The 19,706-nt window shown below is 44.1% G+C and carries 17 protein-coding genes; 10 read left to right on the top strand and 7 right to left on the bottom strand.

The genetic code is table 11. The features are described from left to right. The first annotated feature begins 17 nt into the window (after nucleotides 1–17). Together BLT07_RS08435 and BLT07_RS08430 are read left to right on the top strand one after the other, a co-directional pair. On the top strand, nucleotides 18–2,429 hold the full coding sequence (locus BLT07_RS08435) for an alpha-ketoacid dehydrogenase subunit alpha/beta (RefSeq protein ID WP_091867697.1): 2,412 nt from the start codon (nucleotides 18–20) through the stop codon (nucleotides 2,427–2,429). A gap of 45 nt (nucleotides 2,430–2,474) precedes the next feature. Next, entirely contained in the window at nucleotides 2,475–2,852 is a 378-nt protein-coding gene (locus BLT07_RS08430; protein WP_091867695.1) for a DoxX family protein, read from the top strand. 152 nt (nucleotides 2,853–3,004) lie between these two features. Here BLT07_RS08430 and holA read toward each other — a convergent pair whose 3' ends face one another. Then, complete coding sequence (holA, locus tag BLT07_RS08425; RefSeq protein WP_091867693.1) at nucleotides 3,005–4,006, bottom strand: DNA polymerase III subunit delta; 1,002 nt, start codon at nucleotides 4,004–4,006, stop codon at nucleotides 3,005–3,007. A gap of 26 nt (nucleotides 4,007–4,032) precedes the next feature. Here holA and BLT07_RS08420 point away from each other — a divergent pair, with 26 nt between their 5' ends. The 3 genes from BLT07_RS08420 (at nucleotide 4,033) to BLT07_RS08410 (ending at nucleotide 6,453) form a co-directional block, all read left to right on the top strand. After that, nucleotides 4,033–4,479: a type I restriction enzyme HsdR N-terminal domain-containing protein gene (locus tag BLT07_RS08420; RefSeq protein WP_091867691.1), complete on the top strand. Its 447-nt coding sequence runs from the start codon at nucleotides 4,033–4,035 to the stop codon at nucleotides 4,477–4,479. Nucleotides 4,480–4,491: 12 nt separating this feature from the next. Further along, nucleotides 4,492–5,493 (top strand): glycosyltransferase family 2 protein, encoded by a 1,002-nt coding sequence (locus tag BLT07_RS08415; protein ID WP_091867690.1) that lies wholly within the window; start codon nucleotides 4,492–4,494, stop codon nucleotides 5,491–5,493. A gap of 102 nt (nucleotides 5,494–5,595) precedes the next feature. Then, complete coding sequence (locus BLT07_RS08410; RefSeq protein WP_091867688.1) at nucleotides 5,596–6,453, top strand: OmpA/MotB family protein; 858 nt, start codon at nucleotides 5,596–5,598, stop codon at nucleotides 6,451–6,453. A 64-nt stretch (nucleotides 6,454–6,517) separates the two neighbouring features. Here the strand turns inward: BLT07_RS08410 and BLT07_RS08405 are convergent, their stop codons facing one another. From BLT07_RS08405 to BLT07_RS08390, 4 genes are all read right to left on the bottom strand, one after another. Then, nucleotides 6,518–7,141, bottom strand: coding sequence for an L-threonylcarbamoyladenylate synthase (locus BLT07_RS08405; RefSeq protein WP_091867686.1), 624 nt, complete (start codon nucleotides 7,139–7,141; stop codon nucleotides 6,518–6,520). Between the two features lie 73 nt (nucleotides 7,142–7,214). Beyond that, complete coding sequence (locus BLT07_RS08400; RefSeq protein ID WP_091867684.1) at nucleotides 7,215–9,545, bottom strand: ATP-dependent helicase; 2,331 nt, start codon at nucleotides 9,543–9,545, stop codon at nucleotides 7,215–7,217. A 37-nt stretch (nucleotides 9,546–9,582) separates the two neighbouring features. Continuing rightward, nucleotides 9,583–10,353, bottom strand: a complete 771-nt coding sequence (locus BLT07_RS08395) for an SDR family NAD(P)-dependent oxidoreductase (RefSeq protein ID WP_091867682.1) — start codon at nucleotides 10,351–10,353, stop codon at nucleotides 9,583–9,585. A gap of 56 nt (nucleotides 10,354–10,409) precedes the next feature. Then, complete coding sequence (locus tag BLT07_RS08390; RefSeq protein WP_091867681.1) at nucleotides 10,410–11,294, bottom strand: phytanoyl-CoA dioxygenase family protein; 885 nt, start codon at nucleotides 11,292–11,294, stop codon at nucleotides 10,410–10,412. 288 nt (nucleotides 11,295–11,582) lie between these two features. Here BLT07_RS08390 and BLT07_RS08385 point away from each other — a divergent pair, with 288 nt between their 5' ends. From BLT07_RS08385 to BLT07_RS08375, 3 genes are all read left to right on the top strand, one after another. Continuing rightward, nucleotides 11,583–13,235 (top strand): UxaA family hydrolase, encoded by a 1,653-nt coding sequence (locus tag BLT07_RS08385; protein WP_091867679.1) that lies wholly within the window; start codon nucleotides 11,583–11,585, stop codon nucleotides 13,233–13,235. Nucleotides 13,236–13,370: 135 nt separating this feature from the next. Beyond that, on the top strand, nucleotides 13,371–14,831 hold the full coding sequence (locus BLT07_RS08380) for a tagaturonate reductase (RefSeq protein ID WP_091867677.1): 1,461 nt from the start codon (nucleotides 13,371–13,373) through the stop codon (nucleotides 14,829–14,831). Nucleotides 14,832–14,923: 92 nt separating this feature from the next. After that, on the top strand, nucleotides 14,924–15,751 hold the full coding sequence (locus tag BLT07_RS08375; RefSeq protein ID WP_091867675.1) for an amidohydrolase family protein: 828 nt from the start codon (nucleotides 14,924–14,926) through the stop codon (nucleotides 15,749–15,751). A 19-nt stretch (nucleotides 15,752–15,770) separates the two neighbouring features. Here BLT07_RS08375 and BLT07_RS08370 read toward each other — a convergent pair whose 3' ends face one another. Next, nucleotides 15,771–16,604: a fumarylacetoacetate hydrolase family protein gene (locus BLT07_RS08370; RefSeq protein ID WP_091867673.1), complete on the bottom strand. Its 834-nt coding sequence runs from the start codon at nucleotides 16,602–16,604 to the stop codon at nucleotides 15,771–15,773. 128 nt (nucleotides 16,605–16,732) lie between these two features. Between BLT07_RS08370 and BLT07_RS08365 the strand changes: the two genes are divergently transcribed. Then, nucleotides 16,733–17,539 (top strand): SDR family oxidoreductase, encoded by an 807-nt coding sequence (locus BLT07_RS08365; protein WP_091867671.1) that lies wholly within the window; start codon nucleotides 16,733–16,735, stop codon nucleotides 17,537–17,539. Nucleotides 17,540–17,627: 88 nt separating this feature from the next. Next, nucleotides 17,628–18,830, top strand: a complete 1,203-nt coding sequence (uxuA, locus tag BLT07_RS08360) for a mannonate dehydratase (protein WP_091867669.1) — start codon at nucleotides 17,628–17,630, stop codon at nucleotides 18,828–18,830. A 126-nt stretch (nucleotides 18,831–18,956) separates the two neighbouring features. Here the strand turns inward: uxuA and BLT07_RS08355 are convergent, their stop codons facing one another. After that, on the bottom strand, nucleotides 18,957–19,625 hold the full coding sequence (locus tag BLT07_RS08355; protein WP_091867667.1) for a bifunctional 4-hydroxy-2-oxoglutarate aldolase/2-dehydro-3-deoxy-phosphogluconate aldolase: 669 nt from the start codon (nucleotides 19,623–19,625) through the stop codon (nucleotides 18,957–18,959). Nucleotides 19,626–19,706: the final 81 nt, after the last annotated feature.

The following is a 19,706-nucleotide window of genomic DNA, read 5'->3' as shown; positions in this document are numbered from 1 at the left end:
CAACTCAAACATACTTCATGGATCTATCGCCCCAAACAAGTAACGACATCTCTTTTGACGATTTCAAGAAACAGATTTTAGATGATTACAAAATAGCGGTACTTAGCAGAACCTGCAGTTTGATGGGTAGAAAGGAAGTACTGACCGGAAAGGCAAAGTTCGGTATTTTCGGGGATGGTAAAGAACTTCCGCAATTGGCGATGGCACGTTCTTTTAAGAACGGGGACTTTCGAAGTGGGTATTACAGGGATCAGACCTTTATGATGGCCTTGGGCCTATTACATCCCAAAGATCTGTTCCATGCCCTTTATGCTACCACCGATATTGAAAAAGAGCCGATGAGCGCCGGTCGGCAGATGGTCGGTCATTTCCTGACCTATAGTTTGAACGAAGACGGTAGTTGGCGCGATCTGACCGAACAAAAAAACAGCAGTGCCGATATTTCTTGTACGGCAGGGCAGATGCCCAGGCTATTGGGTCTTGCGCAAGCCTCGAAAATGTACCGGAGCCTAAAAAACGTCGACGCTTCCAAATTCTCCAAATATGGTAACGAAGTAGCTTGGGGCACCATTGGCAACGCCAGTACCAGCGAGGGCATGTTCCTGGAAACCGTAAATGCGGGCGGGGTACTGCAAGTACCCATGGTCATTAGTATTTGGGATGATGATTATGGTATTTCCGTACCTCCCGAATATCATGCTACGAAAGAGGATATTTCAGAAATGCTCAGCGGTTTTCAACGCACCGAGGACCAAAATGGCTATGAAATGTTTAAAGTAAAGGGCTGGGATTATACCGCTTTGATGCATGCCTATGAAAACGCCTCCGATATTGCGCGGGAAGAACACGTGCCGGTAATCATACATGTTACCGAACTGACCCAACCCCAAGGACACTCCTCTTCAGGCTCTCACGAGCGATATAAAAGTCAGGAACGGCTACAATGGGAAAAAGAAAACGATTGCAACAAAAAATTCCGGGAGTGGATTTTGGAAACTGGCATTACAACCGAAGAAGAACTGAAATCAATTGAAAAATTGATTTCCAAAGAAGTCCGGAGTGCTAAAAAAGAAGCTTGGGCGGAATATCTGGCCCCTCACAAGGCCTTAAAAAAGACGTTAACGAATCTATTGGATAAGGTCGCTGCCAAAAGCCAGAACAAAAATTTTATCACAAAGTTAAAAAACGACCTGATTGCCATCGAAGAACCGATAAAAAAGGAGATGGCCGTCAGTGCTCGAAAAGCTATAAGGTACCTAGTAGGGGAAGATTTTCAGGAAAAGAACGATCTACTTGAATGGACCAATACCTTTTTAGTGGACACCCAACCCCTGTACAGTAAGAATTTGTACAGTGAAACACCGAACAGGGCAACCAATATCCCCGAAGTAAAACCAGTTTACCTTGAAAATCCCGAAAAAGTAGATGGCCGTATCATCATAAGGGACAATTTCGATAAATTGTTCGAAAAATATCCGAATACATTAATTTTCGGGGAAGATACAGGTGCCATAGGCGATGTAAACCAAGGACTTGAGGGACTTCAAAAAAAATACGGCAAGCTGCGCGTTTCGGATACCGGTATACGCGAAACTAGCATTGTCGGCCAGGGTACCGGAATGGCATTACGCGGATTACGGCCCATCGCCGAAATCCAGTATCTGGATTATATTTTTTATGCCCTCGCTACGTTGACCGACGACGTGGCCTGTCTGCGTTACCGCACTTTCGGCAAACAAAAAGTGCCCCTTATAGTGCGTACACGGGGTCATCGTCTTGAAGGTATTTGGCATTCCGGATCCCCTATGGGCGCTTTGATACATGCCCTTCGCGGTATGTATATACTGTCTCCTAGGAATATGACACAAGCGGCAGGTTTCTACAATACGCTGCTCAAAAGTGATGAACCTGCTTTGGTTATTGAAAGCTTAAACGGGTATCGTCTAAAAGAAGACCGTCCTACCAATTTAGGGGAACTCTGCACCCCCATTGGAGTTGTAGAAACCATTATGGAAGGCAAGGACATTACCTTGGTTTCCTACGGATCGACCTTGCGTATCGTTATTCAAGCGGTCGATGAACTCAAAGAATTCGGTATCGACGCCGAAGTAATCGACGCCCAGACCCTACTACCTTTCGACATACGCCACGACACTTTAAAAAGCGTTCAAAAGACCAATCGACTTTTGGTCATCGACGAGGACGTTCCCGGGGGATGTTCCGCTTACATTCTCAATGAGATTCTGGAAAAGCAAGGGGCTTATCAATTTTTGGATAGCGCCCCCGAAACCCTTAGCGCCAAGGCACACCGACCAGCTTATGGTACTGATGGCGACTATTTTTCCAAGCCCAATTCCGAAGATGTGTTCGAAAGGGTGTATGCCATTATGCACGAAAGTAATCCCGACAATTTTCCACGGTTACGATAGTTGAAAAACCATCAATAATTTTAACAGTTTCAAACCGAAAGATACATGCAAAATAAACTTTTAAACGATGTTGGTCTGGCCATTCTCCGGATTGCGCCCTCCGCCATGCTTCTTACCCATGGTATCCCCAAATTTCAAAAAATTATTAGTGGTAATATTGAATTCGGAGATCCTTTGGGGATTGGAGCTGGTCCGTCACTTTTTCTCGCCGTTATCGGCGAGGTTATCTGTCCGATATTGATAATCATTGGTTTTAAGACCCGTTGGATGGCCGTGCCCCCAGCAATTACCATGGCCGTTGCCGCCTTTGTACACCATGCCGCAGACGTTTTTGGAACTAAGGAAAAGGCTTTTTTGTACTTGATCTTTTTTATTGTCATTATCTTATTGGGCCCTGGCAGATATAGTATGGACAGAAAATAGATAGGCTTCCTTCCATTTTTAAAAACAAAATTCGATAGAAGGAAAGTAGGACGGACGATGTACTTTTGAATGTAAAGGCCGAAAGTTAATTCTCTCCAATCATTTCGATCTTAAAGGTCCGTCAGGAAATAAGATACAGGAATAGATAAATCTTAAATGATTTTCACCAAAAGCTCCTTCAGCAGGTCGGAGTGTGAAGCGGCATTCGCCCCTACCCCTTTCCCTTTCATATCCATTTCCCGAAGATGTGAGACAATACCACTTACCCGTTTCATAGGATAGTTTCGTGCGGCAAGGTGGATTTCGTCCACAAAATACGGATTGATACGTAGCGCACTCGCGACACTTTTGGGTGAATGATCGTTTAACCCGTGGTATTGCAATAATTGGGTGAAAAAACTGTTCAACAGCGTTACCGTTAGCACAAATGGATTGTCTTTCGGGTTTTGAGCGAAGTAGTTGATAATTCGGGTCGCCTTTACCACGTCGCGCTCGCCAATCGCTTTTTTCAGTTCAAAATTATTGTAGTCCTTGCTGATACCGATGTGGGTTTCGATGTCCGTAGGGGTTATCTCTGTATTTTTGGGTAATACAAACCGCAATTTTTCGAGTTCGTTGTTGATACGGCTCAAGTCGTTGCCTAAATATTCCGATAGCAAAATAGCCGCTTTATGTGAGATGCTATACCCTTTTGCCTGAAGATGTTTACGAATCCAATCCGGAATCTTGTTTTCGTAAAGTTTTTTGCTTTCAAAAATCACTCCCTTTTCGTTTACAGCTTTGTATAGCTTTTTTCGCTTGTCGAGTTTTTTATATTTGTAGCAGATAACAAGAACCGTCGTGGGCTGCGGATTTTCGGCATATTTCAACAACTCTTCGATAGTTCGTGAAAGGTGTTGCGCCTCCTTGACTATTACTACCTGTCTTTCGGCCATCATCGGATATCTCTTGGCGTTCGCCACGATCTCGTCTATGTTAACATCCTTGCCGTAGAGCACCATTTGGTTGAATCCCTTTTCCTCTTCCTGAAGTACATTCTTTTCGATGTAGGTCGCAATGGCATCGATATAATAGGGCTCTTCCCCGAAAAGAAAATAAAGGGGCTTGATATTTCCATTTTTAATTTCGGTTACTATCCTTTTTGCTTCGTCCATCCTAAAAAAATCATCAAATTTGCGCCATGCGACCGCTCAATTTCCCGGACTATGGTTTTCGTCTCAAAAGTAGCGAAAATAATACCCATATTTTTGATGCCATCCGCAAAAAGTTCGTGGTTTTACAGCCCGAGGAATGGGTTCGCCAGCATGTCGTTAATTATCTGATGATCGATAAAAAATATCCCAAGAGCCTGATTAACGTAGAGAAACAATTGACCATTAACCACCTTCGAAAACGCTATGACGTAGTAGTTTTCAAGCCTGATGGCCGTATTGATATCCTAGTGGAATGTAAAGCCCCCCATATAGAGATTACACAACGGACCTTCGATCAGATCGCCAGGTACAATCTTCAACTTCAATCTAATTATCTGATGGTGACCAATGGATTGGAACACTATTATTGTAAAATGGATCTCGACGTCGAAAAATATAGGTTTCTTACCGATATTCCTGATTTTAGCCGTTAATTTGCCATCGTTTTGCGCATCGCCATCGCCATACTCAACTGGAACGGAGAGGTACTTCTTGAAAGATACCTCGCATCGGTGGTACAATACTCTGAAGGCGCGGATATCTATGTAATCGACAACGCCTCCACTGATGGTTCGGTAGATTTTGTTAAGAACAATTATCCTCAAGTAAAAATCATCCAAAATGCCGAGAACGGTGGCTTTGCACGTGGATATAATGAAGGTCTTAAAGATGTGGATGCCGATATTTTCTGCTTGTTGAATTCAGATGTGGAAGTCACCGAAGACTGGTTGCTACCCATTATTGCCACTTTTTCTAAAATGCCCGAAGTGTCCATCATCCAACCTAAAATATTGGACCTGATGCGCAAAGACCACTTTGAATACGCCGGTGCGGGCGGCGGATTCATAGACCAACTCGGTTATCCGTTCTGCAGGGGACGTATTTTTCAATACTTGGAAAAGGATGTGGGACAGTACGACGATACCTGTGAGATTTTCTGGGCCACCGGTGCCTGTATGTTTATTAAAAGTAAGCTATATTGGGAGTTGAATGGGTTTGATGAAGATTACTTTGCCCATCAAGAAGAAGTTGATCTTTGCTGGCGGGCCAAAAACGAAGGCCATACCGTTTTTTATGTAGGAAAGTCCACGGTATATCACTTAGGTGGTTCTACACTTAGCAATATGAACCCTAAAAAAACTTACCTTAATTTTAGGAACTCGCTATTTTCCATTACCAAAAATCTTCCTCGTCGGAAAGCTTTGGCCATTATCTTTTTTCGACTATTGCTTGACGGAATTGCCGCACTACGTTTTATCTTTCAGTTCAAATTCAAGCATTGTTTTGCGATTCTCAGGGCACATCTTAGCTTTTATAGGCAGTTCTATAAAATGTACCACAAGAGAGAAAAAGCAAATTTTATTGTAAAGTATTACCTTACAAAGTCCATTGTATGGTCCCACTTCGTGTATGGTGTCAATAAATTCGGTGTATTAATAAAATATTAACTAATTTTGCCACTGCTAAAATGGACGAATGCCTAATTTTGGCATTCATTTTGAACAATCAAGTCAAAAACACAATTTATTAATATCTAGTAATCCAAAATTATGAAAAAAATCATTTTAGGCTGTTTAGGAGCGACCTTGTTGCTATCTTCTTGTGTATCGAACAAGAAATACGGTGAACTTGAAGCCAAACAAAAAGAAACGCAGGATCTTTTGAATTCCGCGACCGTAAAGTTGAACGATTGTTTAGAGGAAAAAGCAACCAATTCCTCAAAAATGAAAACCCTACAAGATCAAAATGCTTTCTTACAGGCCAACAATCAGGAATTGATCAACAACATGGGTAACATGACAACGCTTACCTCGAAAGGTGCCGAGAATCTTGAAAAATCTTTGGAAAGTTTAAAGGAAAAAGACCTTACCATACGAAAACTTCAGGATGCGATTACTCGTAGGGATTCTGTAAACTTAGCCTTGGTACAAAGCTTGAAAGGAGTTTTGGGTAATTTGGATGATGAAGACATCCAAATCAGCGTAGAGAAAGGTGTTGTTTTTGTATCGATTTCGGATAAATTATTATTCAGCAGCGGAAGCTACAACGTTACGAGCCGTGCCAAGGAAATTTTGGGCAAGGTTGCCAAAGTGGTCAACAACAAACCTGATTTCGAATTTATGGTCGAAGGTCATACCGATGATGTACCTTACCGTGGTGGAAATGGTGTGCTTTTAGATAACTGGGATTTGAGTGTCAAACGTGCTACCTCAGTGGTTCGTATTTTGCAAAACGATTTCAATGTTGACCCTAAGCGAATGACCGCTGCAGGCAGATCAGAATACATTCCCGTTTCTATGACCGAAAAATCGAAAAATCGAAGAACTCGTATTGTGGTACTTCCGAAAATCGATCAGTTCTATAGTATGATAGAAGAAGGTATGAATGACCCGGCGATTAATAACTAAGCCGAATACGCATAAAATAAAAAACCGCAACTTAAAAAAGTTGCGGTTTTTTTATACCAATTCATCAACTGAAAATATCAAGGCCCCCTTTCCCCTCTCGCAAAATCATAGGCTCATTACCGGACAAATCGATTACAGTAGACGCTATATTATCGCCGTAACCTCCATCGATGACCACATCGACCAGCTTATGCCATTTTTCGAAAATCAATTCGGGGTCCGTCGTATATTCCAAAAGCTCGTCTTCGTCATAAATAGACGTAGAAACAATCGGGTTTCCCAAGCTTTCTACCAAAGCCTTTGCGATATTGTTATCGGGTACCCGGATACCGACGGTTTTTTTCTTTTTGAAATCTTTCGGAAGGTTGTTGTTTCCAGGAAGAACAAAGGTGTAGGGACCTGGCAATGCACGCTTTAAAATCTTAAAGGTGGCCGTATCGATTTGCCGCACATAATCAGAAAGGTTGCTGAGATCGGCGCAGATAAATGACCAGTTCGCCTTCGCCAACTTTACACCCTTGATACGGGCAATTTTTTCCAAGGCCCTTGAGTTGGTGATATCACAGCCCAATCCGTAAACCGTATCTGTGGGATAGATGACCAATCCACCTTTGCGTAGAACATCGGCTATCTGCTTAATGGCTTCCGGATCGGGATTTTCTTCGTATAACCTAATAAATTCGGACATGATTTCACGTGTTTTACTTTGAACGGCTAAGTTAAGGCAAAACCCATAATTCAATACATCCTTTTATCACATATCAAGAAATCACCTCCAATTTTGCGAACCGTAACAACAGTTTTTTGATATCGCCTTTTTCGAACTGTATTTCCGCTTTTTTATCGTTGCCAACGCCTTCCATTTTCAACACCCTTCCCCTACCGAACCGGGTGTGGTTTACTGTGGATCCCTCTTGGAGACTCGGATCTATGGCATTGGTGTTGCCGATTGGAGTGGCCAATTCCGGTTTTAGCTTTCGCAATTTTCGAAGTTGATTTTCGTTGGGTGCACCGGTTTTAGGCGGGGTGCCTCTTGTCGGTTTGTTCTGACGGAGCCGGCTTTTATCTACATCGCCAAAAATATCGGCATCGATCATCGGTTTGTAGCGGTAGCCGGAGTGGTCTATCGGCGTTAGGTTTTCGACATATTGCTCGTCGATTTCTTCCAAAAACCGACTGGGCTCGGCGTCGATCAATTTCCCCCAGCGGTAGCGGTTTTGGGTGTAGGTGAGGTAAGCCTGCTTTTCGGCACGGGTAAGGGCGACGTAGAACAAACGGCGCTCCTCTTCCAGTTCGCTGCGGGTATTCATACTCATGGCGGAGGGGAACAGGTCTTCTTCCATCCCAACAATATAGACGTAGGGAAATTCCAGCCCCTTTGCCAGATGTATGGTCATTAAGGCGACCCGATCGTCATCGCCGGTATCTTTGTCCAGATCGGTGGCAAGGGCAACATCCTCCAAAAATTCGGAAATACTTCCCGTTGCGTCGGCCAGCTCTTTTTGTCCCTCTACAAAATCCTTTATCCCGTTAAGCAGCTCCTCGATATTTTCCATTTTGCCGATACCTTCAGGCGTGCCATCTTTCTTAAACTCCAAAAGTAATCCGGTCTTCTTGGCGACGTGTTCGGCAAGGGTAAAGGCATCGGCGCCCTCGTTCATAATCTGAAAGCTTTTGATCATGGTAATGAAATCCTCAAGTTTTCTTTTGGTGCCCGAATTTATTTTGAGATCTATTTTGTCCAGATTTTCGATAACCTCAAAAATGGAACGTTTGTAGTGATTGGCGGCGACGGTCAATCGATCCAGTGTGGTCTGTCCTATACCCCTTGAGGGAAAATTGATGATACGCTTTAGAGCCTCCTCGTCTTTGGGGTTAATAACCAGTCGTAGGTAGGAGAGCACATCTTTGATTTCTTTTCTTTGATAAAAAGATAATCCCCCGTAAATACGATAGGGAATATCTCTTTTTCGGAGGCCGTCTTCGATGGAACGGGATTGGGAATTGGTACGATAAAGAACGGCGAACTGCCCATTGGCCAGTTGCTCGTTCATTTTATGATCCCAGATAGATCCCGCAACATAGCGTCCTTCTTCGGCGTCGGTAGTACTCCGGTGTATTTTTATCACACCTCCTTCATCATTGGCTGTCCACACCACTTTCTCCAACTGGTTCTTGTTTTTGGCGATAATGGAATTGGCGGCATTGACAATATTCTTGGTGGATCGGTAATTCTGTTCCAAACGGTACATCCCCACATTTTCATAATCCCGCTGAAAATTCAGGATGTTACTGATATTAGCCCCCCTAAAAGAATAAATACTCTGTGCATCGTCGCCCACCACGCAGATATTCTGAAAGCGATCGGCCAAAGCCTTTACTATGAGATATTGGGAATGGTTGGTATCTTGATACTCATCGACAAGAATATACCGGAAGCGGTCTTGGTACTTGGCCAACACCTCTGGAAAACGGGTCAGCAGTTCATTGGTACGCAACAGCAAATCATCAAAATCCATGGCCCCGGCCTTAAAGCAACGATCAACATAATTTTGGTATATATCGCCCATGCGCGGACGTTTGGCCATGGCATCGGCCTCTACCAGTTCGGGATTCTGAAAGTAGGCCTTGACGGTAATGAGGCTGTTTTTATAGGAGGATATCCGGTTCTGCACCTGTTTGTACTTGTAGATATCCTTGTCTAGTCCCATTTCCTTGATAATCGCGGAAATCAGCCGCTGGGAATCTTGGGTGTCATAAATGGTGAAATTACTGGGGAAGCCCAATTTACTGCCGTCGTATCGTAATAGTTTTGCAAAAACGGAGTGGAAAGTTCCCATCCATAGATTTTTGGCCTCGGTGTTACCGACAATATCCGCAATACGCTTTTTCATTTCCCGCGCTGCTTTGTTGGTAAAGGTCAGCGCGAGAATATTAAAGGCATCGACTCCTTGGGCCATCAAATGGGCAATGCGATACGTCAACACCCTGGTCTTACCCGATCCCGCACCCGCAATAACCATCAAAGGCCCATCCTTATGAAGCACGGGGGCTTTTTGCGCATCGTTCAGTTCGTCTATGAAATTCTTCACCTCTTCCTTTTTTTCCAGTCCTTGAATTTAGCGATAATTATCTTCCCATCCATCCTCCATCGACCAACATGGTAGTGCCGTTCATATAGTTGGAAGCCTCGGAACACAGAAAAACAATAGGTCCTTTGAAATCCTCGGGCTGGCCCCATCTTCCGGCAGGAATACGGGCCAAAATGGATTCCGATCTTTCTTCGTCGCTTCGTAGGGCTTCGGTATTGTCCGTGCTGATATAGCCCGGTGCGATAGCGTTAACGTTAACGCCTTTGCTTGCCCATTCGTTGGAGAAGGCCATGGTCATCTGTCCGATGGCCCCTTTACTGGCGGCATATCCCGGTACTGTGATTCCCCCTTGGAAGGTCAGTAACGACGCGGTAAAAACGATTTTTCCCGAAGCACGTTTCACCATTTCCTTTCCGATTTCCCGGGTCAATATGAATGGTGCGGTCTGGTTGACCTCGATGACCTTGTCCCAATATTCGTCCGAATGCTCGACCGCGGGCGCGCGTAAAATGGTTCCGGCGTTATTTAAAAGAATATCGATTTTAGGAAAATCATCCTTTACCGTTTCTATAAATGCATACAGGGCTTCCCGTTCGTTGAAATCGCAGGCGTAGGCCTTGAATTTCCGGCCGATACCCTCCACTTCCTGTTCCACCATGCTACCGTGCTTTTCCAGAGTGGCACTTACCCCGATGATATCGGCACCCGCTTCTGCCAAGGCCAGAGCCATCGCTTTGCCGATACCTCGTTTGCAGCCGGTTACCAATGCTGTTTTGCCTTTCAGGTTGAAACTGTTCAATACACTCATTTGTTTGGTGTTAGAATTTTATCGTTTATGGTTTGATGTGTTTCCTGCCCACTGAATCAAACTCCCTCAAACAACAGGGGAAAAAATTTTCCTTCCATCTTTTTTCCTTTCGGAATGGGTGGTACTCCCTTTAAAAGCTCGTCATCCGTATTGCTGATGGTGCCGTCGGCGAAAACATTGAGCACAAAGGCCCGTCGGCTCATTTCTGATTTGTTCTCATAAGAACCGTGTACCATTAAAGGGTGATGAAAAGTGGCGTATCCTTTTTTCAATTCGATAGCAACGGGATTTTGAAATTGTTCTTTCTGTTTATCATCCAAATAATCCATCAAACCGTTCATATCGCCTGCTAATGAGGGCGCATCCAATAATCCCCATTTGTGGCTTTTAGGGATGTAGTGTAGACATCCGTTTTCTTTAGTGGCATCGTCCAAACCCGTCCAGCAGGTCAGATGCTGCATGGCTACGGTGCGCGTCCAATAGGAATAATCCTGATGCCAGGCCACTACCCCACCGTGTTCGGCAGGTTTGCAGAACAGTTGATCGTGCCAAAACCGTACCGGCTTATCCTCTAAAAGTTGGTGAGCTGCCATTACAAAAGCGGGATTCCACAATACATCGTGAAAACCTTTGGTAATCCGCCAATGTCCTAAGGAATGGAACAAAACAGAATTCGGATCCTCGGATTCGTTGCTGTGGAATTCATAAAATAAATCATGTGCAGGATGTTCTGCATCGACGATTTCCGTCAGATCTTTACGTAAAACTTCTACTTGTTGATCGTCAAGCAATTTTATGCCCGATAAATATCCTTCCTCATGAAAATGGGAGACCTGTTCGTCAGACAATCGGTATTGATCCCATTCCCCTTTGGATTTTGGCCATTGAAAAAGATCAGATATAGGTCTGTGCCGGTTTGCTAAGTCCAATATTTCACTCATAGTTGCTAATTTCAGGTATCGGTTCAAAATTAAGCATTCAAAATTGTATTTTTAACCCACTAATAAAAAATGAACTCATTTAGACTTTTTCTTTCACGGACGAATATCACATTTTGAGGCTCTATTTTCGCATTTTTAAAAACCGTAGCCCTGCTATGCTTTTAAAAAATGACTTCATATGATCTCAAAAGCCCATATTCTCGGTTCCAAACAATAAGCCCTAATGAGTTCTTTATTAGAGATTGCAGATCAGCTAGGTTTACCTTTAAAATCCAACACCCCATAATAATGTCAAAAAAATATATACAATTACATCCAGAAGACAATGTTTTGGCCGCGTTGGCAGATTTGCCTGAAGGCACACTAGTTCATCATGAAGATTACGATTTTAAATTAGTCGGTACTACCAGGGCCAAACACAAATTTGCGGTCAATGACCTAGCAGTGGGCGATGAAATCTTAATGTATGGGGCTCTCGTGGGAAAGGCCGTGAAGCCCATCGTACAGGGGGAAACGATCACTACCGAAAACGTGGTGCACGCCTCCTCGGAATATGCCACCGGAAAACAAAAATCATCTTGGAACGCTCCCGATGTCTCTAAATGGGAAAGCACCACCTTTAATGGATACCAAAGGGCCGACGGCAAAGTGGGTACGGCGAACCATTGGCTTGTCATACCCTTGGTATTCTGTGAAAACAGGAATGTAGATGTAATTAAATCCGCCTTATTAAAATCTTTGGGATACCATACGGAACATGATTTTGTGGTAGATACGGAAACCCTTGTTCGTCAATATGAAAAAGGAGCTTCGCAAGAGGAGCTCCTATCTTCGGAAATCATCCGTACTTCCGAGGATATCAAACGGAACCGGACCTTCCCCAATGTGGATGGCATTAAATTCCTGAATCACGATGGTGGATGCGGGGGAATCCGTCAAGATTCCGAAACGCTCTGCAACTTGTTGGCGGGCTACATCACCCATCCCAATACCGCGGGAGCGACTATCTTAAGCTTAGGATGCCAAAATGCCCAGTATAAAATTCTGGAGGAAGCAATTAAAAAACGGGATCCGAATTTTTCAAAACCCTTACATGTATTAGAACAGCAGCAGAGTAAAAGCGAACGCCATTTTATTGCCGATGCCGTAAAAAGGACTTTTTTGGGCCTCATAGAAGCCAATAAAACCCAGCGAAAGCCTGCACCTTTATCCCATTTGGTATTGGGGCTGGAATGCGGAGGTTCGGACGGATTCTCGGGAATTTCGGCGAACCCAGCCTTAGGCTATGCATCTGATTTGTTGGTAGCCCTAGGAGCGACCACCGTATTGTCGGAATTTCCCGAACTTAACGGCGTGGAACAAGAACTCATCAATCGCTGCGATACGGAAGAAAATGCGGAGAAATTTGCCAATTTAATGCGCGCCTATTCCGAAAGAGCGGTAGCCGTAGGTTCCGGATTCGAAAATAATCCTTCGCCCGGCAACATTAAAGACGGACTGATCACCGATGCAATGAAGTCCGCCGGAGCGGCCAAAAAGGGCGGTACCAGCCTCGTTACCGATGTGTTGGATTATACCGAACCGGTATCCAAAAAAGGACTTAACCTATTGTGTACGCCCGGTAACGATGTCGAAAGCACCACGGGACTGGCCGGCTCGGGCTGCAGCATTATATGCTTTACCACAGGTTTAGGTACACCCACAGGAAATCCTGTTGCCCAAGTCATTAAGATTTCAAGTAACAACAGCTTGAGCGAGCGTATGAAAGATCTTATCGATTTCAATTCTGGAACTATTATCACAGGTGAGGATACGATAGAAAGCAAGGGTGAGGAACTTTTAGAATATATCGTCAAAGTCGCCAGTGGGGAAGTAACGCCTGCTGCCGTACGGTTGGGACAGGAAGATTTTATTCCCTGGAAACGTGGAATTTCGCTATAAAAGTTTAAGTTCAAACTAAAGTGGTCAAGTTAAATACAGTCAGTGGATTGCTGCGTTCGAATTGTTTATGGAAGAACATTTGAATCCGGCCATCAAATCTAAAAGATATGGATAAGTAAAAATCAATTTTAGAACATGCGTTCCCTAAACAGAAAAACAACAAACCAAAATCAAGATCTCCCCATAAAGATGCTGCAATTCGGTGGAGGCAATTTTCTACGTGCCTTTGTGGACTGGATGGTAGAAGTTCTGAATAAAGAAACCAACTTCAATGGTGGTATCGCCATCGTGAAACCTACAATAGGAGGGGATTATTCGGAACTAAAGGCCCAAGATGGACTTTATACAGTAGTTCTTGACGGTATAAAGAATGGCGAACTGGTCGCGGAGAAATCCCTGGTAACCTCTGTCCGAAAAGTCGTGAATTGTTATACCGAATGGGAAGCCTATTTGGATTTGGCGAAAAATCCCGATTTGCGATTTATAGTGTCCAACACGACCGAAGCTGGGATTAAATTCAATGAGGAAGATTCATTCGAGGATAAACCCCCCACCGAATTTCCTGCTAAACTGACCATTTGGCTGCACCATCGCTTCCAGTATTTTAAAGGCGACACCTCGAAAGGCTGTATTTTACTTCCTTGCGAATTGATTGAAAACAATGGTGATGCCTTAAAAAAATGTGTACTAGCCTATGCCGATAGCTGGCAATTGGATAGTGATTTCACCGAATGGATTGATTCCGCCAACCATTTTTGTAGTACGTTGGTCGACCGTATCGTATCGGGCTACCCAAAAGAAAGGGCAGGGAACATTCAAGAGGAACTGGGTTACGAAGATGAACTTTTGGTGGCGGGGGAATATTATCACAGCTGGGTCATTCAAGGTCCCGATGCCGTACAAAAAGAGCTCCCTTTTTCCCAAACAGACTTGAACGTCGCGTTTGTAAACGACCTTGCGCTCTATCGTGAGATGAAAGTCCGCATTTTGAACGGCGCGCATACCGCTATGGTACCGGTGGCCTACTTGGCCGGCATTCGTTTTGTGAAGGAAGCGATGGACGATAAAACGATCAGCAGTTATGTAGCATCCCTTTTATTGGAAGAAGCAGCAAAGACCTTGGACTTTCCCGATGATATCAAACGAAAATTCGTATCCGATGTTCTGGACCGTTTTCGTAATCCGCTTTTAAAGCATCAGCTAATCAGTATATCCTTGAACAGTACCTCCAAATTCATTGCCCGTCTATTACCGACCTTGAAAGATTATTACACCAACGAAGGGAGATTGCCCAAACGTATCGTTTTCGGCCTATCCGCCTTGATACGATTTTACAAGGGGGAAATCGATGGGGAATCCATCCCTCTAAAAGACGATCAAAAGGTCTTGGATATTTTTGCATCCCAATGGATAAAATACGATTCCAATGAATTGACACTGAAAGAATTATCTCAATCCCTATTAAGCAATACCTCAATTTGGAAAGAGGATTTGACAAAGATTGACGGATTGGTCGAAAGTGTTTCAAGAAATATAGATGAGATTGATAAAAAAGGTATTCGTCAAGCCCTTAAAAATGAAAGACTGCACGGCTAAAACCTAAAGTTCAAATAGACAAAAAGGCATACCGTCTAGGCTAAAAACCATATAGTAACTAATCGCCAAGATTCAATTTAAAGATAAATAATATGACCATAGACTCCCACCAACATTTTTGGAAATACAATCCTGAAAAACACACTTGGATCGATGATACAATGGCCTCCATTCGACGTGATTTCCTCCCCTCCGACCTAAAAATCGTCTATAGCGGAAATGAAATCGACGGCTGTGTTGCCGTACAGGCTGACCAAACCCTTAAGGAAACAGATTTTTTGCTTGATCTGGCACGCAATACAGATTTTATAAAAGGAGTCGTCGGCTGGGCGGATCTGCGTGCCGAAAACGTGGAGGAAACCCTAGGGAAATACGCATCCAACGAAAAATTAAAAGGCTGGCGTCATATCGTTCAGGGCGAGGCCGATCCCAATTTCTTATTGCGCCCCGAATTTATGCGAGGGATATCCTATTTGGAAAAATACGGGTATACCTATGATATTTTGGTTTTCCCGCACCAGTTGGGTTCGGTGTTGGAGTTTGTAAAACACTTCCCCAATCAAAAATTTGTCATCGACCATATCGCCAAGCCTTATATAAAAAATGGATTTTATGAAGGATGGGCATTATTAATGGAAGCTATTGCCCAACACGAAAACGTCTATTGCAAGGTATCGGGCATGATTACCGAGGCGGACTATAACTCATGGACACCAGAACAGATACACCCCTACCTACACCATGTTTTGGAGGTTTTTGGTAGCGAAAGGCTTATGTTCGGCTCCGATTGGCCGGTATGTCTAGTGGCCGGGAATTATGGACAGGTCAAAGCGGTGGTAACGGATTTTATTTCAGCACTGGGCGAAAACGACCAAAATAACATTATGGGTCAAAATGCCTTGGCGTTTTATCGGCTATAGTTGTTTTTAAGATCAACCCCTAGCTTCCTACGACATTAACCAATGTCCCGATATGGTCTATCGCAATCCGCACTTCATCGCCGACTTTCAAAGTAAAATCGTCGGGAGGAATGATACCGGTACCCGTCATCAAAAAACAGCCGTTAGGGAAGTCGCATTCCCTGAACAGAAATTCCACCAATTCAGTGTGTTTCCGTTTCATTTGGCTAACGGCAATCTGATCTGAAAATACGCTTTCGCCGTCCCGAAGAATTTCCAACTGTATTTTAGTATCGGGAGATATGGGCTTTTCCGGTACATAAATACAAGGTCCCAATCCCGCGCAACCTTCATAGGTCTTTGCCTGGGGAAGATATAGGGGGTTTTCGCCCTCGATGCTTCGGGAGCTCATATCGTTGCCAATGGTATAGCCTTCAATACTACCTTCAGAACTTATAAAAAGCGTGAGTTCCGGTTCCGGCACGTCCCAATCCGAGTCTTTTCGGATACGCACTGTTCCGCCATGGCCTACGGTGCGCTGTGGGGTAGCCTTAAAGAAAAGTTCAGGACGGTCGGCATCGTATACACGATCATAAAAACTGCCGCCGCCTGCTTTTTTTGACTCTTCCATACGGGCTTCGCGGCTTCGCATATAGGTTACTCCCGATGCCCATATTTCCTGCGTACCCATAGGGGGTTGTAGCGTTTTTGGCAGACTTTCTTTGGAGATGGAGTCCATATGTTGAACCTCCTTTAGTAAAGTCTGATACAGATTTTTTCGGTTTAGAAAAGTATCCCAATTATCTACTTTTTTACGGTAAAATGCATCATTTTGTTTGATGATGGCGCCTTCCGGAGTCTTATAAATTTGCATGGAGTAAAGTTTTTAAGGTTTAATGAGATAAAAATAACGGTTTTTCTAAGATAAGATAAAATCCAAAGGCTTTGATGCCTATTTTTAACAGGATATTGTTTTATCTTGCCTTTCCATAAAAACAACCTATGTTCGAAATTAAAAATAAAATTGCGATTATAACAGGTGCCAGCGGAGCCTTGGCGGGAAGCGTTGCCAAAAGTCTGGCCCGAGCCGGAGTAAAACTAGCGTTGCTGAGCCGAAAGAAATCTTCGCTACAGTCCTTATTGGAAGAAATAGCGAAGATCGGTGGAAAGGCCGAGGCTTATGAAGCGGATATTTTGAATGAAGAATCCTTGCAGAACGCCAAATTACAGATTATGAACGATTTTGGAAGAATCGATATTCTTCTAAATATTGCAGGAGGAAATCTGCCCGGTGCGACTATCGCCCCCGATAAAACGATTTTCGATCTTTCGATGGACGATTTTAAAAAAGTGACCGACCTGAATCTAAACGGAACGGTACTTCCCTCATTAATTTTCGGGAAAACCATGGCCGATCAAAAAGTAGGGGTGATTATCAATTACTCGTCCATGGCGGTCGAACGTGCCATTACTAGGGTTGCGGGATATTCGGCCTCTAAAGCGGCCATGGAAAATTTCACCCGATGGATGGCCGTTGAAATGGCCACAAAATTCGGAGAGGGCGTACGCGTAAATGCCATCGCACCGGGGTTTTTTATAGGAAAACAGAACAAGGCCTTGTTGATCAACGAAGACGGTTCGTTTACCCAGCGCGGAGAGACCATCATCAGAAACACGCCCATGGGCCGCTTCGGGGACGCTGAAGAATTAAATGGAGCCATCCACTTTTTATGTAGCGATGCGGCTAAGTTTATTACGGGAATCGTACTTCCGGTAGATGGCGGATTTAGTGCATTTAGTGGGGTTTAAATTCGTATTCAGAGAAGTTGCCAATACAAAATTGAATGCTAAATAGACGCAATACATAGCGTTTATAAAGTCTAAAATAAAATTAGAAATGGAACAAACATGGCGATGGTACGGACCGAGCGATCCCGTTAGTCTTCAGGATATCAAACAGGCCGGAGCTACCGGTATCGTAAACGCCCTTCACCACATTCCCAATGGGGAGGTTTGGGAGGTAGCTGAAATCCAAAAGCGTAAAAAGAAAATTGAAGATAGCGGACTCGTTTGGTCGGTTGTGGAATCCTTACCGATTCACGAGAGCATCAAAACACAAAAGGGCGACTATAAGCAACACATTGAAAATTACAAACAAAGCCTTAAAAATTTGGCGCGGTGTGATGTGAAGATTGTCTGCTACAATTTTATGCCTGTGTTGGACTGGACACGCACTAGCCTAGATTACGAAGTCGAAGACGGCTCGAAGGCCTTACGGTTTGAATTCAACGCTCTCGCCGCGTTTGACCTTTTTATTCTCAAGCGGCCCAATGCCGAGGAGACCTATACCAAAGACCAAATTGCCGCTGCCAAAGAACGTTTCGAAAAAATGTCCGAAAACAAAATCTGGGAATTGGTGAAAACCATTATTGCAGGCTTACCTGGTTCTTCGGAAGGTTATCCCGTACCTGAGAAGGGCTACGACCTTAGCAAGTTCCAGCGTATTTTAGATACGTATGAAAATATCGGGGAAACTGAAATGCGCGACCATCTCGTGCATTTTTTAGAGGAAGTGATTCCCGTAGCCGAAGAAAATGGCATTCGTATGTGCATTCACCCCGACGACCCTCCGTTTTCGATTTTGGGCCTACCCCGAATAATGGGTACGGAAAAGGATTATGCCTATATCTTCGACAAGGTAAAATCCGTTCATAACGGCATAACGTTTTGCACGGGTTCTTTAGGGGTCAGGGAAGATAATGATATCCTTAGGATGTTCGAACGCTTTGCCGATCGTGTACATTTTCTACATCTCAGAAGTACCCAACGTGATGGCGAGGGCAATTTCTATGAGGCGAATCACTTAGAAGGAGATGTACCCATGTATGATTTAATCAAAAAAATACTGCAAGAGGAGAATAAACGAAAAGCGGAGGGGCGAGAGGATCATCAAATTCCGATGCGCCCTGATCACGGCCATCAAATGTTGGATGACCTGCACAAAAAAACGAACCCCGGCTATTCGGCCATTGGCCGCTTGCGCGGTCTGGGGGAGTTACGGGGATTGGAAATGGGAATCAAGAAATCCATTTTGGAATAAACGTCAAGCGTTTTACGTGAGTCACACTCGAATTCGGTATAAGACCATGAGGAAATATACACAACCAGAGATAAATACCAAACTCATTTAGCGTTTAGCGTTTAGCGTTTAGCGTTTAACGGAAAATCAACTTCTCAGTTTCTTGATCAACGCCAAAGTTTCTTTCACCCTTTTTTCAAGTCCGTCGAAATCTTTGTTGGCCAGAATATCCTTACTGATCATTTGGGATCCCATACCTACACAAGTTACACCTGCGTTGAACCAGCCTTTCAGGTTGTCCTCGTCCGTGCTGACACCCCCGGTGGGCATTACACTCGTCCAGGGTTGTGGTCCTTTAATGGCCTTGACGAATCCTGGGCCATAGATATCTCCGGGAAAGAGTTTGACAATTTCACAGCCCAGTTCCTCTGCGCGGTTGATTTCGGTCAGGGTGCCGCAGCCTGGAGACCAAAGTATCTTTCTGCGGTTGCAAACGATGGCGATATCCTCACGTAAGGTCGGGGTAACTATGAAATTTGCGCCCATTTGCATAAACATACTGGCCGCTGCGGCATCCGTAATTGAGCCAACGCCCATGACCATACCTGGAAGTTCTTTAATTGCGAATTTGTTCAGTTCGTGAAAAACCTCGAAAGCGAAATCCCCACGAGCCGTGAATTCCAGCAAACGTGAACCGCCGTCGTAACAGGCTTTTAAGACCTTTTTTCCAAGTTCGACATCTGGGTGGTAGAACAACGGCACCATGCCGGTTTCTTCCATTATTTTTATTACTTCTATTCTTGTAAACTGTGCCATCGTTTCTTTTATTGAATTATTACGAGCGAAGCAGAGCAATCTATAGAATATTCTAGAAGGTTCTACAGATTGCCGCGTCGC

The sequence above is a fragment of the Pricia antarctica genome (genome assembly GCF_900101815.1).
Taxonomy (GTDB): Bacteria; Bacteroidota; Bacteroidia; order Flavobacteriales; family Flavobacteriaceae; genus Pricia; species Pricia antarctica.
This window is presented reverse-complemented; position numbering and strand designations above follow the sequence as displayed.

What these genes read in the sequence shown, in the direction of transcription:
- BLT07_RS08395 (WP_091867682.1), bottom strand. Translation starts at nt 10,353, where the DNA reads ATGAGTGTATTGAACAGTTTCAACCTGAAAGGCAAAACAGCATTGGTA.
- BLT07_RS08390 (WP_091867681.1), bottom strand. Translation starts at nt 11,294, where the DNA reads ATGAGTGAAATATTGGACTTAGCAAACCGGCACAGACCTATATCTGAT.
- BLT07_RS08370 (WP_091867673.1), bottom strand. Translation starts at nt 16,604, where the DNA reads ATGCAAATTTATAAGACTCCGGAAGGCGCCATCATCAAACAAAATGAT.
- BLT07_RS08430 (WP_091867695.1), top strand. Translation starts at nt 2,475, where the DNA reads ATGCAAAATAAACTTTTAAACGATGTTGGTCTGGCCATTCTCCGGATT.
- BLT07_RS08420 (WP_091867691.1), top strand. Translation starts at nt 4,033, where the DNA reads ATGCGACCGCTCAATTTCCCGGACTATGGTTTTCGTCTCAAAAGTAGC.
- BLT07_RS08385 (WP_091867679.1), top strand. Translation starts at nt 11,583, where the DNA reads ATGTCAAAAAAATATATACAATTACATCCAGAAGACAATGTTTTGGCC.
- BLT07_RS08365 (WP_091867671.1), top strand. Translation starts at nt 16,733, where the DNA reads ATGTTCGAAATTAAAAATAAAATTGCGATTATAACAGGTGCCAGCGGA.
- BLT07_RS08405 (WP_091867686.1), bottom strand. Translation starts at nt 7,141, where the DNA reads ATGTCCGAATTTATTAGGTTATACGAAGAAAATCCCGATCCGGAAGCC.
- BLT07_RS08410 (WP_091867688.1), top strand. Translation starts at nt 5,596, where the DNA reads ATGAAAAAAATCATTTTAGGCTGTTTAGGAGCGACCTTGTTGCTATCT.
- holA (WP_091867693.1), bottom strand. Translation starts at nt 4,006, where the DNA reads ATGGACGAAGCAAAAAGGATAGTAACCGAAATTAAAAATGGAAATATC.
- BLT07_RS08435 (WP_091867697.1), top strand. Translation starts at nt 18, where the DNA reads ATGGATCTATCGCCCCAAACAAGTAACGACATCTCTTTTGACGATTTC.
- BLT07_RS08375 (WP_091867675.1), top strand. Translation starts at nt 14,924, where the DNA reads ATGACCATAGACTCCCACCAACATTTTTGGAAATACAATCCTGAAAAA.
- BLT07_RS08380 (WP_091867677.1), top strand. Translation starts at nt 13,371, where the DNA reads ATGCGTTCCCTAAACAGAAAAACAACAAACCAAAATCAAGATCTCCCC.
- uxuA (WP_091867669.1), top strand. Translation starts at nt 17,628, where the DNA reads ATGGAACAAACATGGCGATGGTACGGACCGAGCGATCCCGTTAGTCTT.
- BLT07_RS08355 (WP_091867667.1), bottom strand. Translation starts at nt 19,625, where the DNA reads ATGGCACAGTTTACAAGAATAGAAGTAATAAAAATAATGGAAGAAACC.